The 20,680-nt window shown below is 74.7% G+C and carries 19 protein-coding genes and 1 tRNA gene; 4 read left to right on the top strand and 16 right to left on the bottom strand.

Annotated features, from left to right (window positions below; all coding sequences use genetic code 11):
• Nucleotides 1-499 precede the first annotated feature (499 nt).
• The 13 genes from WDZ17_RS02735 to WDZ17_RS02675 all read right to left on the bottom strand — a co-directional run bounded on the left by WDZ17_RS02735 (nt 500) and on the right by WDZ17_RS02675 (nt 14,653).
• On the bottom strand, nt 500-745 hold the full coding sequence (locus tag WDZ17_RS02735; protein ID WP_422631788.1) for a toxin: 246 nt from the start codon (nt 743-745) through the stop codon (nt 500-502).
• A complete protein-coding gene (locus WDZ17_RS02730; protein ID WP_339573598.1) occupies nt 742-978 on the bottom strand; it encodes a ribbon-helix-helix protein, CopG family in 237 nt (78 codons plus the stop codon). Before WDZ17_RS02730 ends, WDZ17_RS02735 begins: the two co-directional genes overlap by 4 nt.
• A 981-nt stretch (nt 979-1,959) precedes the next feature.
• The gene (locus tag WDZ17_RS02725; RefSeq protein WP_339573597.1) at nt 1,960-2,781 is read right to left on the bottom strand and encodes a hypothetical protein; all 822 of its coding nucleotides are present in this window, start codon (nt 2,779-2,781) and stop codon (nt 1,960-1,962) included.
• 237 nt (nt 2,782-3,018) lie between these two features.
• Nucleotides 3,019-3,411, bottom strand: a complete 393-nt coding sequence (locus WDZ17_RS02720) for a hypothetical protein (protein WP_339573596.1) — start codon at nt 3,409-3,411, stop codon at nt 3,019-3,021.
• 95 nt (nt 3,412-3,506) lie between these two features.
• Nucleotides 3,507-5,918, bottom strand: a complete 2,412-nt coding sequence (locus tag WDZ17_RS02715; RefSeq protein ID WP_339573595.1) for an amino acid adenylation domain-containing protein — start codon at nt 5,916-5,918, stop codon at nt 3,507-3,509.
• 61 nt (nt 5,919-5,979) lie between these two features.
• Nucleotides 5,980-6,573, bottom strand: a complete 594-nt coding sequence (locus WDZ17_RS02710; RefSeq protein WP_339573594.1) for an ABC transporter ATP-binding protein — start codon at nt 6,571-6,573, stop codon at nt 5,980-5,982.
• Nucleotides 6,574-7,447: 874 nt separating this feature from the next.
• Nucleotides 7,448-8,629, bottom strand: a complete 1,182-nt coding sequence (locus WDZ17_RS02705; RefSeq protein ID WP_339573593.1) for an MFS transporter — start codon at nt 8,627-8,629, stop codon at nt 7,448-7,450.
• A gap of 53 nt (nt 8,630-8,682) precedes the next feature.
• On the bottom strand, nt 8,683-9,585 hold the full coding sequence (locus tag WDZ17_RS02700; RefSeq protein WP_339573592.1) for a carbohydrate ABC transporter permease: 903 nt from the start codon (nt 9,583-9,585) through the stop codon (nt 8,683-8,685).
• Nucleotides 9,586-9,637: 52 nt separating this feature from the next.
• The gene (locus WDZ17_RS02695) at nt 9,638-10,660 is read right to left on the bottom strand and encodes a carbohydrate ABC transporter permease (protein ID WP_339573591.1); all 1,023 of its coding nucleotides are present in this window, start codon (nt 10,658-10,660) and stop codon (nt 9,638-9,640) included.
• Nucleotides 10,657-11,961: an ABC transporter substrate-binding protein gene (locus tag WDZ17_RS02690; RefSeq protein ID WP_339573590.1), complete on the bottom strand. Its 1,305-nt coding sequence runs from the start codon at nt 11,959-11,961 to the stop codon at nt 10,657-10,659. Before WDZ17_RS02690 ends, WDZ17_RS02695 begins: the two co-directional genes overlap by 4 nt.
• A gap of 222 nt (nt 11,962-12,183) precedes the next feature.
• On the bottom strand, nt 12,184-13,116 hold the full coding sequence (locus WDZ17_RS02685; RefSeq protein WP_339573589.1) for an aldo/keto reductase: 933 nt from the start codon (nt 13,114-13,116) through the stop codon (nt 12,184-12,186).
• Nucleotides 13,117-13,120: 4 nt separating this feature from the next.
• Nucleotides 13,121-13,981, bottom strand: coding sequence for an aldo/keto reductase (locus WDZ17_RS02680; protein WP_339573588.1), 861 nt, complete (start codon nt 13,979-13,981; stop codon nt 13,121-13,123).
• Between the two features lie 45 nt (nt 13,982-14,026).
• Nucleotides 14,027-14,653 (bottom strand): TetR/AcrR family transcriptional regulator, encoded by a 627-nt coding sequence (locus tag WDZ17_RS02675; RefSeq protein WP_339573587.1) that lies wholly within the window; start codon nt 14,651-14,653, stop codon nt 14,027-14,029.
• Nucleotides 14,654-14,732: 79 nt separating this feature from the next.
• On the opposite strand from WDZ17_RS02675, the gene WDZ17_RS02670 reads away from it, so the two are divergent.
• Nucleotides 14,733-16,328 (top strand): flavin-containing monooxygenase, encoded by a 1,596-nt coding sequence (locus WDZ17_RS02670; RefSeq protein ID WP_339573586.1) that lies wholly within the window; start codon nt 14,733-14,735, stop codon nt 16,326-16,328.
• A 64-nt stretch (nt 16,329-16,392) separates the two neighbouring features.
• Nucleotides 16,393-17,358 (top strand): alpha/beta hydrolase, encoded by a 966-nt coding sequence (locus WDZ17_RS02665; protein WP_339573585.1) that lies wholly within the window; start codon nt 16,393-16,395, stop codon nt 17,356-17,358.
• Between the two features lie 61 nt (nt 17,359-17,419).
• On the opposite strand, the gene WDZ17_RS02660 is transcribed toward WDZ17_RS02665, so the two are convergent.
• Nucleotides 17,420-17,495 (bottom strand) — tRNA-Thr (locus WDZ17_RS02660).
• A gap of 222 nt (nt 17,496-17,717) precedes the next feature.
• Here WDZ17_RS02660 and WDZ17_RS02655 point away from each other — a divergent pair.
• Nucleotides 17,718-18,080, top strand: a complete 363-nt coding sequence (locus WDZ17_RS02655) for a hypothetical protein (protein ID WP_339573584.1) — start codon at nt 17,718-17,720, stop codon at nt 18,078-18,080.
• Between the two features lie 81 nt (nt 18,081-18,161).
• Here WDZ17_RS02655 and WDZ17_RS02650 read toward each other — a convergent pair whose 3' ends face one another.
• Both WDZ17_RS02650 and WDZ17_RS02645 read right to left on the bottom strand, forming a co-directional pair.
• Entirely contained in the window at nt 18,162-19,463 is a 1,302-nt protein-coding gene (locus WDZ17_RS02650) for an MFS transporter (protein WP_339573583.1), read from the bottom strand.
• Nucleotides 19,460-20,029, bottom strand: coding sequence for a winged helix-turn-helix domain-containing protein (locus WDZ17_RS02645; protein WP_339573582.1), 570 nt, complete (start codon nt 20,027-20,029; stop codon nt 19,460-19,462). Before WDZ17_RS02645 ends, WDZ17_RS02650 begins: the two co-directional genes overlap by 4 nt.
• A gap of 98 nt (nt 20,030-20,127) precedes the next feature.
• Here WDZ17_RS02645 and WDZ17_RS02640 point away from each other — a divergent pair, with 98 nt between their 5' ends.
• Nucleotides 20,128-20,649, top strand: a complete 522-nt coding sequence (locus WDZ17_RS02640) for an HIT family protein (RefSeq protein ID WP_339573581.1) — start codon at nt 20,128-20,130, stop codon at nt 20,647-20,649.
• Nucleotides 20,650-20,680: the final 31 nt, after the last annotated feature.

Below are 20,680 nucleotides of genomic sequence, written 5' to 3'. Positions count from 1 at the left end.
GCTGAGCACCAGACTTAGGCAAGCCGCAGACGACCCGATGGCCGCTGCCCAAGAGCCGTCGAGTGCGGCGATGACTGCGATAACGAAAGCGCCGACGGTGATGGCGATGTGTGCGGCGCGGGCACCTCCGCTCTGCAACACAGTGCTCACTCTGCCTTATCGGCGGCGGCCCGAGCGGTCTCCGGCCACCCATCAGCCCTTCGAGACGTTGCTCGCCACCCAAGTCGGCTCGCGAGGCGCCGTCCCGCAAGCCGACCCCCCTGCCGGCGACCCGACGGCCGCTCGAGCACCCCGCGGCCGCTCCCCCGCAGCCGTCCCACTCGGGATCGCTGGCCGGACAGCGTCCCGCTGTCGATCGTCGTCCGGACAGCGTCCCGCTGTCGATCGTCGTCCGGACAGCGTCCCGCTGGCGATCGCTGGCCGGACAGCGTCCCGCTGTCGATCGGCGGTCACCGGCACGCTTCGCGTGACCACCCGCTGCTGGACCTGCATGGTCGTCTCAGGGCAGGAGCTCCCAGTACTGCCTGCGGGCCGGCATGGCGTGGATGACCAGCTCCTCGCCACCGCCCTCGAAGACCAGGACAACGGTCTCGAGGAGGCGCGCCTGTCTGTCAAAGCCGAGGCGCAGCTCGCGGTGGGGCCAGTCGTCCTCGTCGAGTGGCTGCACCCACAGGGGCCAGTCGGCCGCCCGGAGGGCATCCGCGGAAGCCACCCCGTGCTTGAGAGCACTGGGATGGACCTTCACGCGGCGGCGAAGCCGGCGAGCGCTCTGCGGATCGCCTCGGATCGGGAGATGCTCTCGCGTGCCGCGACGGCGTCGACAGCGGCGAGCTCGTCGACGGTGAGGCGGACGGCGACGACCTGCATCGGTTCGGCGCCGCGGCCGGGACGACCGCGTCCGCGTCGCTTCAGCTCGGCGACGTCGTAGCCGGCTTCGGCTTCGTCCGCCCACTGCTGGACCTGCTCCTCGCTCACCACGAGGAGAGCGTATGACGAAAAGTTGGGCAGGTGTAGGCGCCGAGCTGGCCGGCCCCGTTCGCCCCGGTCGAGTCCTCCACGCGACAGCCGAGAGGAGGGGCCACGGATGCGATGACCCGACGACGCACTGATCTGCTCGACGGGCACGGGCTCCGCGCCGATCCCTCCGGCAGCCCACTCCCTCGTGGCGACGCGACGACCGCTCGAGCACCTGGCCGCAACGTCTCCGCGGCCGTGTCACAGACGATCGTCAGCAGGATGCGCTCTCCGACGTCATCGAGATGCGTGGCGGCGTTTCCGTCGGCGTCGAGCAGTCACCAGGACCATGACGCCGACGGCGACGAGCAGGACGAGCGCTCCGGCGACGATGGCCTCGCTGAGGTGGGGGATCACCACCTCGATGGGATCGCTTGGGTTGAGTAGTACGGCAGCGTGCATGGACACATCGTCGGGGTACGCCAGCCGGCCCGAGGTCGAGCAGGGCAACCCCACCCGTTCAGCGTGGGGAGGTCTTCGACCCGTCCGGATGTCGATCCGCTGCGGCACGCCGTAGCGGCTGCTCGCGGAAGGGGCTTCCAGCGACCTGGCGCTCGAGGAGACACCTCGGAGACCCTCAGCATCTGGCTGGCGTCGACGATCGAGGTTGAGACGAAGGGGGCAGAAGGATGCGCCGGACGGCTCGGCTTCTTCTCGTGGCTGGCTTGGTGCTTCTCCTGGTCAGCCTGACGCTGTTGATCCTGCCTGGACCTGGCCTGGTGCTGCTGCCGCTGGCGGTTGCGCTGGCGGCCGTCGGTGGCGTGCTCCTGGTGGTGGACCGCAGGCGACGTCCGTAGCCCTCAGAGGGGGGGAGCGGAGCCAGGGAGAGGTCTTGCCCATCCAGGCGGGCGAAGCCGTCCCGCTTCGCGATCCCCTACCGGACATGTTGGGCTTGGCGCCGGAGCGGCCTTATCGACTCAGCCGGCGGACGCTGCCCGCGGGTGATCAGTCCCAGGCGCAGGGGCGGCTAGCGGGCCAGCGCGCCCTTCCCTGAGCGGACACACCCAGCCTTCCGCCGGGAAGCTCGACCATGTGCGCCAGACCGGCTGCGTCCAGGGCGACAACCGCCTCCCCTTGAGAGACAGCTATGAGGACGTCATGCACGTCGTCTCTCCAGAATCGATGTGGCGGCCCGTAGTTGACGTTCTCGGGAGCCGCGATCTCGATCGGCGCTGAGCCAGCGATGCACACGTCGACCCGGGTCAGGCCGTGCAGAAGGAGGACGTCCACGGCTCCGGCCGCCCGGGGCAGCAGGTGGAACGTGGCCCGGTCGCCCGCAGCCGCCTCCTCGACGCGGACCGCTCCCTCCGGCAGGCGAGCCAGCACCTCGGCGACCACCTCACGCAGCAGCCAAGGCCTCACCAGCCGTGGCGCCGGGGCGCCCGGGGGCGCCACGAGTTCCCCGCGCGTCGGAGGACTCGCAGGGTTCATACGTCGGTGCAGCCACCGTGGCCGCCGGGAACGCTGGAAGTCCCAGTCGGCGCGTAGCCACGCTTCGGCGAAGTCGAGGGGCGAGGCGGTGCTGGGCGCGATGGGGCGCCGCCGGAGGTAGTCGCGGATCAGCGACCGCAAGCCGGCCTCGTCGACCTCCCCCGACAGGTCGACCACGACGTACCCGTCGTCGTCGAGCAGCTCGAGCACTGCCCCGTCAACGCGGTAGACGCTCGTGTACTCGCCGTCCTCCACGAAGCCGGCCTCGTGAGCGTCCCCCGCGCGGGCTGCGTCGAGGTAGACGTCGACGCCGCCGTCGCGGTCCCCGACGATCACCGCCCCGGCGCCAGCTCGCGCTGCCTGGTCACCCATGGTCGGCATCCTCGCAGCGGCCTCCGAGATGACCGCCGCGCGAGTCAGCTCGGGCGTGCCGCGGCGTTCAGTAGGCGATCCGCCACAGGCCCATGGGCAGGAGGGCCTCGACAGAGCACGAACGATCACCCCATGGCGGCGGTGGGCCGCCGTCCCAGAGCCGATCCTCCTCAACCGGTACGGCGATGGCCTTGCCACAAGCTATGGCCGGTCGACCACGACAAGTCCGGACGCGTCAGCGACGAAGTCAGCGATGTCGCCCAGTGATGGCGTCACCATCGGCCCGGCGAGCACGAAGGGCGTCCCGAAACGGCGAAGGAGCCAGTCCCGTCGTCGCGGGGGCGGGCTCTCGTCCTCGTGCACAAAGAAGGCCAGGACCTCGAATGGGTCAAGGTGCTCGTAGCCACGGATGGGGCGGTCGAGCATCCAGCGCACCTCTCGTACTGCACGCCACGGGACCGAGCGATTACCGCTGAAGTCCATGCCGGAGGAGTCGAAGCAAGCCACCGTGCGGGGCTGGGCTCCCAAGCGCCGGAGCACGAAGGAGTAGGGCTGCCGCACCACCCGCAGGACCTCGCCCGTCGATGGCTCCACGCGCTCACTATGCCGGAGCGGGTCCTCCCCCACAGGGGATCGTGAACTGGGACGGCCTCCGGGTCGCTGTGGCCGGGTTCTGCGGCCGCTTCTTCTCAGCGGGGGTTGGTGGCGAAGGCGCGGACGGTGCCGAGCCAGGTGAGGGCTCCGAGGACGGCGGGCAGGGCCCAGGCGTAACCGAGGTCGGCGCCGTTGCTGGGTGCCCAGACGAGGGTGCCGGCGGCGACGACGACCACGGCGGCGGTCATGGCGACGGGCAGGGCGGCGGTGGTGCCGGCGGCGAGCAGGGTGCGGGCACGTCGTGGTGCGCCGAGCTCGGCGGCGAGGGCGCGGCGGGTGTCCTCGGCGGTGGAGGCGGTGACCAGGCCTGCGAGCAGGACGAGGGTGATGACGACGAGGCAGCCGATCAGGGCGGTCAGGATGATGACGAGACCGGCGCCGCCGTCGTCGAAGCCGGTCTCGGTGCTGACCTGCGCGGCTGGGGCCAGCGCGGTCAGGGTGGGGCCGATCTGCGCCTGCGCCTGCTCGATCATTCGCGTGACACCGGGCAGCAGGAGGACTTGACGGCCGGTAGTCGCCGCGAGAGGCGCACTGGGTGAGTCCGGGGAGAGGACGGCACCCGGCAGGTTGTTGCCGAGGTCGCCGTCGGGGGCGGCGGTCACGGTGCGCACGGAGGCGACGACCCGGTCGGCGGTGAGCTCGACGAGGGAGACCTTCCCGCCGGTGATGAGGTACGGCGCGGCGAGGACCTCGGCGCCGGCGGAGGCCGCGGACGACTCCCCGAGGGTGGGCGCGACGTCCTGCGGGTAGACGAGGGCCTGGTCGGGCCCGGACGAGCACTGCGTCGTACCGGGACTGCCAGCGTCGAAGCGCTGGCCGACCTGGGCTTGCAGGCAGGCGCCGTCGCTGGGGGTGACGACCCACAGCTGCGCTCCGCCGTCAGCGGGGCTGGCCACCATCCTGGGGGTGCCGGTGCCACCGAGGGCGCGCCACTGCGCGGTCGCGACCTGGACCGTGGAGGGGGCGAGGTCGTCGACGACGACGCTGCCGACGGGCTGGGAGGGGTGGTAGCTGGCCTGGTCCGACACGAGAGTGGCGTGGAAGATGGCCGCGACGAACCCGGCCGAGGCGGCGGTCACGGCGGCCGCGGCGCCCAGGGCGATGACGGTGCGCCCGTAGTGGGTCATCACCGCGCGGGTCGCCGGGCGGCGGTGGGCCCGGCGCCACAGCACCGGGACGACCATCGGCGGTAGGGCCAGGACGAGCAGGCCGGTGCCCACGGCGACCTGCCCGAACAGCTGGGGGCTGCCGGTGTCGGTGGTCGCCAGGACCAGCAGTCCGCACGCGGCGACGGGGTAGGGCGCCCAGGTCCGCCAGCGACGCGCCCGGGTGTCCGGGAGCCGGGCTGGCTCGGTGAGCTGGCGCACGACCAGCCGGGTCGCCAGCAACGCCCCGACCACCACGACGGCGTAGAAGATCGACAGCCGCACCGCGGAGGCGGCGCCGGCGACCCAGGCGTGGTCCACGACCCGACCCAGGAACCGGTACCCGGTGAAGATCACGAGGTTGCCGGCCAGGGCGCCGCCGGCGACCCCGGCCAGCACGGGCACGCCCAGGGCCCCGCGCAGCACCCGGCGCCGGTCGCCGAGGGTCAGCCCGAGGCCCTGCAGCCCGAGGATGGCGTGCCGCCAGCGGGTCACGGCCCCGGCGGCCAGCGCGGTCCAGATCGTCAGCACGATCGGGATGGCCACGGGCACCGCGGCCTGCAGCGGCACCAGCTGGTCGGCGTCCAACGTGGCCTGGGCGTTCTCGGCGGCGCCCTGCATCCCGCCGAGCCGCATCCCGTCGAAGGTCTGCTGGTCCACCCTCATGAGGCCGTCCGGGCCGTTGACGTAGGCGTCGTCGGCCAGCCACCGCGGTGTCCCGGTCCCGGGGGGCAGCACCTGGGCGCCGACGGCCGACAGCGTCTGCGGTGCCGCGGGGACCGTGTAGACGCCCTCGACCGTGGTCGGTACCGGATCGACGCCGGCGGCGGTGACGACGACGGCGTCACCCACGCCCAAGTCCAACGCCGTGGCCAGGGCCGCCGAGACGGCGAGCCCGTCACCACCGGCGCCAGCGACGCCCGGGTCCGCGCCCGAGGCGGTGGGGTCGTTCGTGCGGACGCCGTAGGCGTCGGCGACCCGCTGGGTGCTGGCGTCGAAGAAGACCGCGTCCAGGCGGCCCTGCGCCGAGGCGTACGTCACCCCCGCGACGTCCAGCCGGGGCAGGCCGGCGTCCTGCAACGCCTGCCTGGCCTGATCGGTCGCGGCCTCCAGCGCGTACGGGTAGCCCGAGTTCAACGACAGCTGGGTCTGCTGGACCGCCGAGGCCGTCGACGAGCGCAACCCGTCCAGCACCGTGACCGCTGCCACCGGCACCAGCACCGCCAGCAGCACCCAAGCCACCAGCCGCCGGTCGCCCACGAGCAGCCGCCGGACCAGGCGACGACGCAACGACCCCCTCACCCGGCCACGACCGCGGTCACGACGCAGGTCATGGCCGCGGTCCCGGCGCCCACGGCGCGGCTCAGGCCGCCGCACGGAAGGCCCGCCCCTCCCGCAGGTCCAACCGTTCGTCGGCCAGCTGCGCCACCAACGGGTCGTGGGTGGCCATCACCAACGCCGCGCCACTGGCGCGCACGGCCTCGACCAGCACCCCCAACGACTGCCCCGCGGTCGCCGGGTCCAGCGCCGCCGTCGGCTCATCCGCCAGCACCACCCGCGGCCGCAGCGACAGCGCCCGCGCGATCGCCACCCGCTGCTGCTGCCCACCCGAGAGCTCACCAGGGCGCCGACCCGACAGATCGCCCAGCCCGACCGCGCCCAAGCACTCCAGCGCCGTGCCACGGGCCTGGGCGCCCTTGGCGCCCTGGACCTCCAGGGCGAAGGACACGTTCTCCAACGCCGACAAGAACGGCACCAGCCGGTAGTCCTGCGGCACGAATCCGACCCAGCCCCGCTCCCGGGCAGCCACCGGGTCGAGCCCGTCGACCTCCACGGTCCCGGACTCCAACGGCACCTCACCCACGACCACACGCAGCACCGTCGTCTTCCCGCTGCCACTCGGCCCCATCAACGCGACCGACTCCCCCGCCCTGACCTCGAAGGAGACCCCCTGCAACGGCTGGCTCCTGGAGGCACCAGCCCCCACCGACGCCACCAGTTGCTCACACCTCAACGTCACGACAAGGCCTCCCCACGGCTCGCGGCGCCGGAGCACCACCCCACCTCGGACGCCACCCCAGCCGACCCGACCACCCAAGCACGCACCCCGCGCCACGAGCACGAAGACGTCGAAGACAGGGCCGCGAAGACGCCCAAGTCGAAGACAGCAGCCCGCGTCTCAGTTGACGACCCCCATCCGGTGACGCTGCAGGCCACCAGGCTGGTACGGCGGTGACCCATCGCCCGCGTTCCAGTAGCCCCGTCCGGATCCGATCCCGCCCGGGGGACGGCATGTGAACGCGTCGACAGGCGGCAGCACCAGCCGGCCGAGGCACCCGCGGGGCCACCCACCGCGGCTCTCACCCACGCCTCGGTCAGCGCCCCGCGTGCGGCCGTCCCTCGGCATGCTCGACGCGCTGGGGCGCGAGCTCCCGTCGTCCTGGTGGGCTCGCCGGGCGGGGACGGGGCGTGTGGGCCCCGGTCGTCGGCTTCGGGCGGCGCGGCGGAGGGGGTGCGCCGCAGCGAGGGCGGCAGGGTGATCGAGGGCCCGCATCGCGTGCAGCGGCCTGGCGGAGGCGGTGACCCGCTCGCGGCGAAGCCGGCCATGGTCCTGTGGATGCGCCGGACCGCCAGGGGGACGGTCGAGGTGCCGTCACGGGCGGGCACGAGGTGGTGGAGAGGCGGACGGCACCGATCTGACCCGAGGGCCCGGTGATGCTCGAGCGCCGGGTGCTTCCCCACCTGCCCGGCCGGCGTACGCCGGTGGCCCGGCCACAGCCCCGGGGGCTCGCCCGCCAGGCGGAGCCTCGACCAGCCCGCGACGGGGGCCGTCAGCGGCGCCGGACCAGCGTGGTGAGCGCGAGGGCCGCGACGACGAGGCCTCCCCCGACCACGGACAGCACCGGCGGGCCGGCGGCGAGCAACGAGCCGCCCGCGAGCGCACCGACGGTGATGCCGACGTTGAAGCTCGCGTTCACGACGGCGGGCGCCGCCGGTGGCACGTCCGTCGCGTCGAGGGCGGCGTCCTGCAGGAGCACCGGCAGCGCCCCGAAGACGCCTCCCCACGCCACAACCAGCACGACCGTCACCGGCGCGGAGCCGGTGGCGACGGCGAGGAGCACCAGGACGACGGCGAGGGCGGCGACGGTCGTCCTCAGGGCGAGCAGGGGCGCGCGGTCCACGACCGCACCTGCGACGGCGAGGCCGAGCAGGCTCGCGCCGCCGTAGCCGAGGAGCACGAGGGCGACGTCCGCCGGTCCCACGCCGGCGTCCCGCAGGAGCGGGCTGACGTAGGTGTAGACGGTCTGGTGACCCGTGATGAGCACCACCGCCACCACCGCCACGACCAGCAACGACGGGCGACGCAGCTCGCCGAGCACGGACGACCGCCCGCCGTCCGCGGTGGCCGGGGCGGCGTCCCGCGGCAGGAGCACCGCGGTGGCGGCCGCGAGGACGACGAGCACCACCGCGGTCAGGACGAAGCCCCACCGCCAGCCCCACGCCGTCCCGACGGCCGTGCCGAGCGGCACGCCGAGCGCGAGGGCCACCCCGACGCCGCTGCTCACGAGCGCGACCGCGCGGCCTCGGCGCCGGGGCGGCGAGAGCCCGACCGCCAGGGCCACGACGACCGAGAAGACGGCCGCGTGCGCCAGTCCCGCGAGGACGCGCGCCGCGAGCCCGACCCAGAAGGACCCGCCCGCCACGAGCAGGACGTTGCTGGCCGCGTAGACGAGGGCCAGCACGAGGAGGACGCGGCGCTGGGGCCAGCGGGCGACGAGCGCGGTGACGGGCAGGGCGCCGAGCGCGACGACGACGGCGTAGGCCGAGACCCACCACCCGACGCGCGCCTCGCCGACCCCGAGGTCGGCCGCGATCTGCGGCAGCAGCCCGACGGGCAGCACCTCGGTCGTCACCGCGGCGAAGACCACGGCCGCGAGCAGCAGCAGCGTGCCGACCGGCAGCCGGTCGCGGGCGGGGCCTCCGGCCACGCGGGCGGTGGACGGGGAGGTCACCACCGCACGGTACGGAGTCGCTCCTCGCGCCGGCACCACACGTCGCGGAGCGGCTACCGGATGCCGCTGCGGGCGAAGCCCTGGACGAAGTAGCGCTGGAAGACGAGGAACAGCACGACCATCGGCAGCACGGACAGCAGCGCGAAGGCCATGGTCCCGCCGTAGTCGGCGCCGAACTGCCCCTGCAGGTACAGCAGCCCGATCGGCAGCGTGAAGAGCTCGTTCTGCCGCAGCGCGATGAGCGGCCAGGCGAAGTCGTTCCAGGTCTGCAGCAGGCTCATGAAGAACAGCACCGCGAGCAGCGGCCGGCACAGCGGCAGCACCACCTGGAGGAACACCCGCAGGTGGCCGGCCCCGTCGATCCGCGCGGCCTCGACGAGGTCGCGGGGGATGCCGAGGATGAACTGCCGGGCGAGGAAGATACCGAAGGCCGACGCCGCGGTGGGCAGGATGACGGCCCAGTAGCTGCCGTAGATCCCGAGCTGGGTGACGAGGCGGAACAGCGCCACCATGATCACCTGCACGGGGAGCATGAGCGTCGCGAGCGCCACGAGGAAGAGCGCCGACGACCCGCGGAAGCGCAGCTGGGCGAAGGCGTACCCGGCGAGCAGGTTGACGACGACGGTGAGCAGCGACGTGACGAGCGCGATGGCGACCGAGTTGCCGAACCACGTCAACACGGGGAACGAGGATAGCACCCGCTCGAAGTTCTCCAGCGTCAGCGAGCGCGGCCACAGCCGCAGCTGCCCCCCGAGCAGCTCGGCCCGCGTCGACAACGACACGACGACCATCCAGTACAGCGGTGCGAGGACGACGAGCGCCACGACGACGGCCGCGGCGGTGCGCGCCACCGCGACCCGTCGCTCGCGGCGTCGGCGCACCGCCCCCGCCGGGCGGCGGGGCGCCGCGCCGGGCGTGCTCCGCGGAGCGGTCTCGCGGGCGGTCGTCGCGCTCACGGCTGCCTCCTCCGGCAGGGACGGGTGCTCGTCGGGGTGGGCCTCGCCGTGCTCACTCGGTGAGGTCCCGGGTCCGGTTGGTCCGCCACTGGACCGCGGTGAACGCCAGCGTGAGCACGAGGAGCACGACGCCGATCGCCGCGGCGTAGCCCTGGTCCCGCGTGACGAAGCCGTTCTCGTAGGCGTAGGTGACGAGGACGCTCGTGGCGTCCTGGGGCCCGCCGCCGGTCATGACGAACACGATGTCGAAGACCTGGAACGAGTAGATGACGTTCATCACGAGGAGGAAGAACGTCGCCGGCCCCACCATCGGCACGGTGACGTAGCGGAACCGCTGCCACGCCGACGCCCCGTCCAGGGTGGCCGCCTCGTAGAGGTGGGGGCCGACGCCCTGCAGCGCCGCCAGGTAGATGAGCATGTTGAAGCCCAGCCGCCACCACAGGGTGACGAGGACGACGGAGGCGAAGGCGGCCGCACCGCCGGACTGCCACGGCACCGAGGGCAGGCCGAGCGCCCTGATGATCCCGTCGAGGACGCCGCTGTTCTCGTCGAAGACGAGGACGCCGATGAGCGCCGTCGCCACGCCGGAGACCGCCATCGGGAGGATGAGCGCCGAGCGGATGACGCCCCGGCCCGGCAGCGCCCCGTTCAGCAGCACCGCCGCGCCCAGTCCGAGCCCCATGGCGACCGGCGTCACGAGCGCGGTGAAGAGCGTCGTGTTGACGACGGACCGCCAGAACTGGCCGTCGGAGAACAGGCGCGCGTAGTTGTCGAGGCCGACCGCGGTGGCGGCGCCGAAGCCGTCGGTCTGCTGCGTGCTCAGCCACAGCGCCCACACCAGCGGGAGGAGGACGAAGAGCCCCAGCAGGACGAGGTTCGGCGCGAGGAAGGAGTACGCCGCCAGCGCCTCCCCGGGCGAGCCGCCGAGCGCGCGGCCGCGACGACGGCGCCCCGGCTGCTCGCCGGACGCCGGCGCGACGTCGGCGGGGGCCCCGGGCGCCATCGGGTCGACCTGGTCGACCTGCGCGGGCGACCTCTCGCCGGCCCGTCCGCCGGCGCGAGCAGGAGTGCTCACCGCACCGCGTCGGAGATGCCGTCGGAGAGGCTCCGGACCGTCGTCGCGGCGTCCTGCCCGCCGACGAAGGCGTCCTCGAGCTGGTCCTGGAGCACCGTGATGATGGCGGCCATGTCCGGCGAGGCGACCTGCGCCGAGTCCTGCGGCCGCACCGTCGAGGCCTGACCGAGGAAGACCGGGGCGAGCTCGGGCCGCACGTCGAACTCGATGCCCTGCTCGACGAGGTCGGTGCGGGTCGGCAGCAGCGAGGCGCCGGTGCAGAACTCGCGCATCGACTCCTCCTCCGTCACCGAGGCGAGCAGGGCCGCGGCGAGCTCGGGGTTCGCCGTCCCGGCCGTGGCGACGAGGGCGTTGCCCCCGAAGTCGCTGCCGCCGCGCACGCGCTGCGGGGCGAAGGTGGCGCCCCACTCGAAGTCGAGGGTGGCCTCGGCGTCGGGGATGGAGAAGGCCCCGGACCACACCAGGGGCACCGTCTGGCTGTACCAGGTGTCCTGCGCGTAGGTGGAGGAGGAGATCGTGTCGTTCGGCGGCACCCAGCCCTGGGAGAAGAAGGACTGCGTGAACTCGACCGCGGCGCGACCGGCGTCGGAGTCGATCGCCGGCCCCGAGAGGTCCTCGGTGAGGAAGCGCCCGTCGGCCTGGAAGAGCCAGGACAGCCACCGGGTGACCCCGTTGCCCTGCCAGTTGTAGGCGAAGGGGTACTGGTCGTCGGGCAGGGCGGCCCGCAGGGTCGTGGCCACCTGCGCGAGGTCGTCCCAGCTCCACGCGTCCTCGAGCCGGGTCGGGACGTCGGTGATCCCCGCGGCCTCGAGCATCGGGCGGTTGAAGAGGATCGCCGAGGTGTCCGTGTGGTGCGGGACGCCGAAGGGCGAGCCCTCGTTCTGCACCGCCGCCCAGGCCTGGTCGGTGAAGCGGTCGGCGACGTCGCTCCCCAGGTAGGAGGACAGGTCGAGCAGCTGCCCGGCTCCGGCGTAGCTGCCGAACGTGTAGTACGGCACCCGGAAGACGTCCGGCGGGTTGCCGGCCTGGATCTGCGCGTCGATGTTGGAGAACATCTGCTCGTAGGGCACGACGTTGAGCGAGACCGTCGCCCCGGAGCTCTCCTCGAAGCGGCTGACCGCCGAGCGCAGGCCCGCCAGCTCGGCGTCCGTGCCCCACGTCGTGAAGGTGAGCGCGTCGCCCCCGCCGCTCGCCCCGCCGGACGAGCCGCCCGACGTCGAGAAGCCGCCGCAGCCGGCGAGCGCCGCCGGCAGGGCGAGGGCGCCGGCAGCGCCGAGCAGCTGTCGTCTGCTGAGGTCCATGCGTGTCCCCTCGTCGCAGCGCCCCTGCGGACGTGCTGGGGGCGCCGTTCTCGTCCTGGCACCGGCCCGGGGATCAGGGGGCCGGAGGCGCCGGGTGCGCCCGGGGGCGCGTCGCGGCGAGCAGGACGGTAGCCCTCTCCCGTCCGGGCGGCCCCTCGGGCCGGGACGCACGAGAGCCCCGCCGGGGAGGGCGGGGCTCTCGTGGTCGGCGCCGGGCCGAGGTCAGGGGACGGTGTACCCCGCGGCGCGGAACAGCTCGTACCACTCGCCGCGGGTCAGGGGCAGGTCCGAGCCGAGCGCGGCCGCGCGCACCCGCTCCGGGCTCGTCGTGCCGAGCACGACCTGCATCTGCGCCGGGTGGCGGGTGATCCACGCCGTCGCCACGGCCAGCTTCGGGACGCCGTACTGCTCCGCGAGGCGGTCGAGGACGGCGTTGAGCTCCGGGTAGCGGTCGTCGTCGAGGAAGACGCCGGAGAAGAAGCCTGCCTGGAACGGCGACCAGGCCTGGACGGTGATGTCGTGCAGCCGGCAGTAGTCCAGCGTGCCCGTGTCGCGGGCGACCGACTGGTCGAGGTCGGCCATGTTCGACGCCACGCCCTGCGCGACGAGGGGCGCGTGCGTGATCGAGAGCTGCAGCTGGTTGGCCACCAACGGCTGCCGGACCGCGCGCCGCAGCAGCTCGACCTGCCCCGGCGTGTGGTTGGACACGCCGAAGTGCAGGACCTTGCCGGAGGCGTGCAGCTCGTCGAAGGCCCTCGCCACCTCGTCGGGCTCCACGAGCGCGTCGGGCCGGTGCAGCAGCAGGACGTCGATCCGGTCGGTGCCGAGGGCCGTGAGCGACCCCTCGACCGATTCGGTGATCCGGTCGTAGGAGAAGTCGAAGTACGGGCCGTCCGGGACGATGCCGCACTTGGTCTGGATGGTCACCGCGTCGCGCTCGGACGGCGACAGCGCCACCGCCTCGGTGAAGCGCTCCTCGCAGCGGTGCATGGACCCGCCGTAGACGTCGGCGTGGTCGAGGAAGGTGACGCCGGCGTCGCGGGCCGCGGCCCACCACTCCCGGATCTCCTCGTCGCTCTTGTCGGCCACGCGCATGACGCCGAGGACGACGTTCGGCACGTCCAGGCCGCTGGTGCCGAGGGGGACGGTCTTCACGGGATCAGGCCTCCGAGAGCCGGGCGACCTCGTCGGCGCTGAGCTGCAGCTCGGCGGCGCCGGCGGAGTCGGTGGTGGACGCCGGGCGGGAGGACCCGGGGATGGGGACGACGACAGGCGCGAGCGCGAGCTCCCACGCGAGCACGACCTGGTAGGGGCTCACGCCGCGGGCGTCGGCGACCTCGGCGAAGGCGGCGTGCCGGGCACCGAGCTCGGACGCGTTCGCGATGCCGCCGAGCGGGCTGAAGGGCAGGAAGGCGACACCCAGCTCGGCGCAGTGGTCGAGCTCGTCGCGGCTGGATCGGAAGGCCGGCGAGAACTGGTTCTGCACCGACGCGAGGCGTCCGCCGAGGACCTCGTTGGCCGCGTCGATCTGGCCCACGTCGGTGTTCGAGATGCCGGCCATCGTGATGACGCCCTCGTCGAGCAGCTCCGCCAGCGCGCCGACGGAGTCGGCGAAGGGCACGTCCGGGTCGGGGCGGTGGAACTGGTAGAGGCCGATCGCCTCGACGCCGAGGCGCCTCGCCGACGCCTTCGCGGCCTCCTTGAGGTGCTCGGGGCGCCCGTCCGTGACCCAGGAGCCGTCGCCGGGCCGCACGTGGCCGCCCTTCGTGGCGACGAGGACGTCGGAGGTGCCGCCGCCGTAGCTGCGCAGCGCCTCGGCGATCAGCTCCTCGTTGTGGCCGACCTCCCCGGCGTCGCGGTGGTAGGCGTCGGCCGTGTCGATCAGCGTGACACCGGCGTCGAGCGCCGCGTGGATCGTCGCGACGGCGCGGTCGCGGTCGGGGCGTCCCTCGATGGACATCGGCATGGCGCCGAGGCCGATCGCGGAGACGCTGCGCTGTCCGATGGTTCTCGTCTGCATGCTCCCGACCCTGGCCCCCGGCGCGGCGGCGCGCCACCGCACGGCTCAGGGGCGCGGGGTCCCGTAGATGGCGCTGCACCAGACGTCGGTCAGCACCACGAGCAGCTGCTGCGGCGGCAGGGACGGCTCCTCCCCGGTGAGGGACGCCGCGATGACGCGCTCGTTCATGGCGTTGAGGACCACGCTCGTCGCGCGGGCGTCGACGACGGCGCCGGCCCGGCCGCGGCGCTGCTCCGCCGCGATCGTCGCGGCCGTGAGGTCGACCCAGCCGGCGAGCCGGCGCCCCCACTCCGCCCGCAGCTCCGGCACCGTGGCCCGTGCCTCGGCCAGGGTCGCCGTCACCGCCCGGTGGGCCCCGAAGACGTCGACGAACACCGCGAGGCAGGCGCCCCACCACTCCCGCGGCTGCTCGACGCGGGAGGGGACGGCCGCCAGCCGCTCGTCGACCTCGCGGACCATCCGGTCGAGGAGCTCCAGCAGCACCGCCTGCTTGGACGCGAAGTAGAAGTAGAACGCGCTGCGGGAGATCTCGGCCCCGCCGGCGATCTCGTCGACGGAGATCTCCGCGAGCGGCCGCGAGCGCAGCAGCTCCTCGAGGACGTCGACGATGGCGCGCTGCCGGTCGTCGCCGGACGGGCGGACCGCCCGGCGGGAGCGCTGCGGCGTGCTCATCCGCCGACTGTAGGGGCGGGCGCCTCGACACCCCGTCGGCTCTCTCGACGGTGTGTCGACCGAGCGGTAGCGTGCCGTCATGGCGACGACGACGACCGGGCCGACGACGGCGACGGGGCCCTCCGCCACCGGGGCGGACGGGGCGGTCGAGCACCTCGACGTCGTCGTCGTGGGCGCGGGGCTGTCGGGCGTGGGCGCCGCGGCGACGCTGCTGCGGCGCGACCCGGGCGTGCGCCTGGCGGTCCTGGAGTCCCGGGACGTCGTCGGCGGCACCTGGGACCTGTTCCGCTACCCGGGCGTGCGGTCGGACTCGGACATGTTCACCTTCGGCTACGCCGCTCGACCCTGGTCGGGCACGAAGTCGCTGGCCGACGGCGACGACATCCGCGCCTACGTGGCGGAGACGGCCACCGCGACGGGCGTGCGCGACCTGGTGCGCGTCCGGCAGCGGGTCGTCGCCGCCTCCTGGCGCAGCGCCGTCTCCCGCTGGGAGCTGACCGTCCTGCACCGCGACCCGGCGTCGACGGGTGAGTGGCGCGAGGGCGAGCCCGGCACGACGTCGACGGTCACCTGCTCGTTCCTGTTCGCCTGCACCGGCTACTACCGCTACGACCAGGGCTACCGCCCGGAGATCCCGGGGCTGGAGGACTTCGCCGGCGAGGTGGTGCACCCGCAGCACTGGCCGGCCGACCTCGAGGTCGAGGGACGGCGGGTCTGCATCGTCGGCAGCGGCGCGACCGCCGTCACGCTCGTGCCCGCCCTGGCCCGCCGAGGCGCTCACGCCGTCATGCTCCAGCGCTCCCCCACGTACGTGGCCGCCGTCCCGTCGCGCGACCGGCTGGCGCTGCGCCTGCAGGGCGTGCTGCCGCCCGCGCTCGCCCAGCGCGTCGTGCGGGTCAAGCACATCGCCGGCGGGATGCTGCTCTACCAGTACGCGCGGCGGCGCCCCGCGGCGATGCGCGCCCTGCTGCGGCGCTCGGCGGCCGAGAAGCTGCCTGCCGGCTACGACGTCGACACCCACTTCTCCCCGCGCTACGAGCCGTGGGACCAGCGGCTGTGCGCCGCGCCCGGCGGGGACCTGTTCCGGGCGATCACCGCCGGTGACGCCGAGGTGGTCACCGACCGCATCGAGCGCGTCGACGCCACCGGGGTACGGCTGGTCTCCGGCGGACGGGTGGACGCCGACGTCCTCGTGACCGCGACCGGCCTCGACGTGCTCGTCCTCGGCGGCATCCGCCTGGAGGTCGACGGACGCGCGGTCGAGCCGGGCGGCACGCTCGCGTGGAAGGGCATGATGCTCGACGGCCTCCCGAACCTCGCGTACACGATCGGCTACACGAACTCCTCGTGGACGCTGCGCGCCGACCTCGTCGCGGGCGCGGTCGCCGACCTGCTCGCGACGATGCGGCGCCGGGGCGCAGCGGCCGTCGTGCCGCAGGCGCCGGCCGGCACGGAGAGCACCCGCCCGGTCATCGACCTGGCCGCCGGCTACGTGCGCCGGGGCCTGGCGCGGCTGCCGCGCCAGGCGGCGCGGTCGCCCTGGCGGGTGCACCAGAACTACCTGGCCGACGTGGTGATGCTGCGCCTCGACCGCCGCCACCGCGGGCTCCGCTTCGTCCGCCGCGGGGCCGACGTCCCCGCCCCTCGACCGGCCGAGCAGCCGCAGCCGGCCTGACCCGCCGCGCCGCGGCTCGCCGCGCGCTCCGCCCCGGACCGCCCGACCCACCTCGGAGGACCTGATGCCCCTCGACCCCGGTACCGCGGCGATGCTGGCCGAGCTGCAGCGGCTGGGCCGTCCCGGCCCCGCCGACACGGACGTCCCCGGCGCGCGGGCGGGCCTGCGGGCCTTCGCCGGCGTCGGCCGGCACGACCCCTCGACGCTGCCGCCCATGGCCTCGGTCGAGGAGGGCGAGGTGGGCGGGGTCCGCGCCCGGACCTACCGGCCGCCGGTCGCCGCCGCGGACGCACCGGCACCGGCACCGACCGTGGTCTTCCTGCACGGCGGCGGCTTCGTCATCGGCGACCTCGACACCCACGACCTGCCGTGCCGGCTGCTCGCGAGCGACCTCGGGGCCGTCGTCGTCAGCGTCGACTACGGCCTGGCGCCCGAGCACCCCTTCCCCGAGGGGCTGGAGGACGCGTGGGCCGCGCTCGTCGCCGTCGCCGAGACGGTCGGGGACCTCGGCGGGGACCGCGCACGGCTCGTCGTCGCCGGCGACAGCGCCGGCGCGAACCTCGCGGCGGTCTGCGCGCTGCGGGCCCGCGACGAGGGTCTCGCGCTCGCCGCGCAGCTGCTCGTCTACCCGACGGTCGACCCCGCGGGCGACCACCCGTCGCGCACCGAGAACGCCGAGGGCTACTTCCTCACCGACCGCGACATGGCCTGGTTCACCGGCCACTACCTCGGCGTGGACACGGCGACGGAGGCCGGGGCCCGCGCCGCCCGCGAGCGCGCCCGGGACGTGCGGATCTCGCCCCTGCACGCCGACCTGGCGGGCGTCGCCCCCGCCGTCGTCGCCACCGCGCAGTACGACCCGCTCCGCGACGAGGGCGTCGCCTACGCCCGCGCTCTGGAGGCCGCGGGCGCACGGGTCTGGCACCGGACCTTCCCGGGCCTCGTGCACGGCTTCTACGGCACCCCGCTGCCCGCCGCGCTGAGCGCGACACGGGAGATCGACGTCGCCCTGGCGGAGCTGCTGGGCTGACGACCGCCCGGCGCGTCGGCGACCGGCGCAGGGCCGGCCGGAGGAGGCCGGCCGGAGGGGCTGGAGCCAGCAGCGGGACTCGAACCCGCAACCGCCCGATTACAAGTCGGGTGCGCTACCAGTTGCGCCATGCTGGCCGGGCGGGCGTACGACGTGAGGACGCCCCTCGTCGGAGCGTAGCGAGGCGAGACCCTCGCCTCCTGCGGCACCACCCCGGGGCCGGAGGTCGGCGCCCCGGCCGCCGCCCCGCGCACGTCGGACGACGCTGCGACCCACCACCGTGACGGGCGTGGCCGCGCCCCCCTCCTCGCCGCCAGAGCCTCTTGCCCGCCGGGCCCGCCGGCGCCAGCCTCAGGGGGGTGGACGTGGTGGTCGAGATCGGTGGCTGGGAGCACGAGTGCTGCGGGCCGTCGCTCGAGCGCGCGCAGCTCGTCGACCTCGGCTGCCTGCGCCGTACGGCACCGGACGGCGAGGTCCACCTCGTCGAGACCCACCACCACCGGGAGCCCGACGTGCACGTCCGGGGGCGCGTCCGCGACGTCATGGTGCTGCGCCCCGGGCGACCGGCCCAGCAGGTGCTGCGTCTCCCGGGCGGGGAGGCCCTCAGGGGCTTCGACGCCGAGGACGACGGCCACCTCGAGACCCCGTGGACCGGTGAGGTCCTCCCCCGCGGCGAGGACTTCCTCGTCGTCGTCCGCACGGCGGACCGGGGCCGGCCCTGACCGCGCCGCGCCGACGGGTGAGCACGGTCCTCGTCCGGTCGTCGGCGTCGGGCGCACGGGGGCGGCCCCGTCGGTCGGGTCTCAGGCGGGGGCGGGGCCGTCGCGGTCGTGCCGCCACGCGGGGAGGTACAGCGGCGCGGCCAGGGCCAGGACGACGGCGCCGACGACCAGGGCCGTCGAGAGGGAGCTCGCGTCCGCGACGGCGCCGAGGACGAGCGCCCCGACGGCGAAGGCGGGCTGGGCGGCCATCGAGTTGAGCGACAGCACCACGGCGCGGTTCTCCCCCGTGGCCTGCCGGTGCAGCAGCGCGTTGTGCACGGGGTTCGACGCGCCGTGCACCGCGTAGCAGGCGACGAAGGCGGCCACGAGACCCACCGGGCCGGCGAGCAGCCCGATCCCCACGACGGTGGCGCCCTGGACGACGCGCAGCGCGGCCGCCGCGGGCGCCGGTCCGGTGCGGCGGGCCAGCGCGGGGACCAGCGCGGCGCCGAGCGCTGCGGCGACCCAGCCGGCGGAGGTCACCGGCCCCATCCAGACGCCGGCGCGCTCGGCGCTGCCGAGGACCTCGCCGAGCCGTAACGGCATGAGGCTCTCGAAGGAGACCATGCCGAAGCCCCAAAACAGCTCGACGGAGACCAGGGCGAGCAGGACCCGTGACGAGCGCAGCAGCCCGAGGCCCCGGCCGACGGCCGCGGGGACGTCCGCGACGGCGGCGCGGCCACGGCGTGGCGCGGGGACGGACGAGCCGGGCCGCTCCTCGCGGACGAGGACGACGACCGCGACGGTGCTGACGGCCGTCAGCACGACGGCGAGCAGGACCGGCAGCGCGAGCGCCGGCCCGTCCAGCACGCGCCCGAGCGCGACGAGGCCTCCCGAGGCGAGCGCGCCCGCCCCCACGGCGAGGTTGAGCGCGGTCTGGCCGGCCCCCAGCCCGGCGGTGACGTCGACGCCCGGGTCCGCGGCCTGCGCGGTGTCGACGTACCAGGCCTCCAGCGGTCCGGAGTCCAGCGCCCGCCAGACGCCCTGGACGGCAAAGGCGGCGGCGAAGCCGGCCGCACCGTCGGCGGTGACCAGCAGGACGAGCGAGACGACGGCGACACCGCCCGCCAGCACGAGGACGGGGCGCCGGCCGGCCGCGTCGGCGAGACCGCCGAGCGGCAGCTCGAGGAGGAAGACCACGAAGCCCTGCACGGCCACGACCGCGCCGATCTGGGACAGGCTAAGCCCCCGTCCCTGCGCGAGCAGGACGCCCACCGGGGCCACCAGGCCGGTGGGCAACCACCGCAGGGCCGTCAGGACGACGTACCGCCGTCGGGCGCTGACCGCGTCGAGCGACCCGCCCGGCCGTCCCGCGGGTGAGCCGCCGACCGGGCTCCGGCTCATCGCCGGAGGGACCGGTAGAAGAGCTGCACGCCCTGGGCACCGGGTGCGTCCCGGTCGCTGGCGGCCGCCCAGCGGCGCGCGAAGGCGTGCAGCTCCTCACGGAGCCGGACCATCTGCTCCAGGGTCAGGTGCAGCAGCTCGTCGCCGCCGGTCGCGGCGTCGACCCACTCCTGGGGCAGGCCCGGCTCCCGGGCCAGGTAGTCGTCGAACGCCTCGGCGTAGCGGTGGGCGATCGTGCTGCGCAGCGCCCGCAGCGACGCCGTGGCCTCCGAGTCGTCCCGCACGTCGGCGGGTTCGAGGCGGGTGTAGTCGTGGCTGGCCCGGAACCACCGCTCCCGCCGGTTGGGCGCGAGCTCGGGCGCCTCCTCGACGAAGCCGTGCTCGGCGAGGACGCCGAGGTGGTAGCTCACCGACCCCGGGGCCTCGTCGACCACCCGGGACAGGCCGCCCACCGACCTCGGGCCGTCGGCACGGAGCTCGCCGAGCAGACGCGAGCGCGTCGGGTGGGCCAGCGCCCGCATCGCCCCGGCGTCACGCACGTGCACAGATCGCTCGGGGGAGGCCATGGGCCGACGCTACGTCGACAAGAGACGACGTACAAGGCTTCTTGTCGATGACGGCGCTGACCCGACGCACCGCGGGCCACCGGCACCACGGTGGGACAGTGGGGAAGGGCGCCCGCACCGGTACCGGGCGCCACGACCCCTCGACGCCGGACGACGGAGGCGCGGTGCCGCAGGCCTTCAGCCCGCGGGGCTCGGACGCCCCGTGCGCCTTCTGCGCCGTGGTGCGCGGTGACGCCCCGGCGGACGTCGTCCACCGCGGTGAGCGCCTCCTCGCCTTCCTCGACGCGCACCCCCTCTTCCCCGGCCACGTCCTGCTCGCCCCCGTCGTGCACGTGCCGACCTACGACGAGCTGCCCGCCGACCTGGCCCGGGAGTGGCTCGTGACCGGTCAGGCGCTGCAACGGGCGGTGGAGGCGGCCACCGGCGCCGAGGGAGCGCTGCTGCTGGTCAACAACGTCGTCAGCCAGTCGGTGCCGCACCTGCACCAGCACGTCGTCCCCCGGTCGCGGGGGGACGGGCTGCGGTTCTTCCTCGGGCCGCGCCACCGGTACGCCGAGGGGGAGGCGGCCGAGGTCGCGGCCCGGATCCGCGAGCGGATGGCGCACCGGGCGCCGGGGTGAGGCCGCGACGGCACGGCCGGCCCGCAGGGCA

The sequence above is a fragment of the Pseudokineococcus basanitobsidens genome (assembly GCF_037482545.1).
Classification (GTDB): Bacteria; Actinomycetota; Actinomycetes; order Actinomycetales; family Quadrisphaeraceae; genus Pseudokineococcus; species Pseudokineococcus basanitobsidens.
This window is presented reverse-complemented; position numbering and strand designations above follow the sequence as displayed.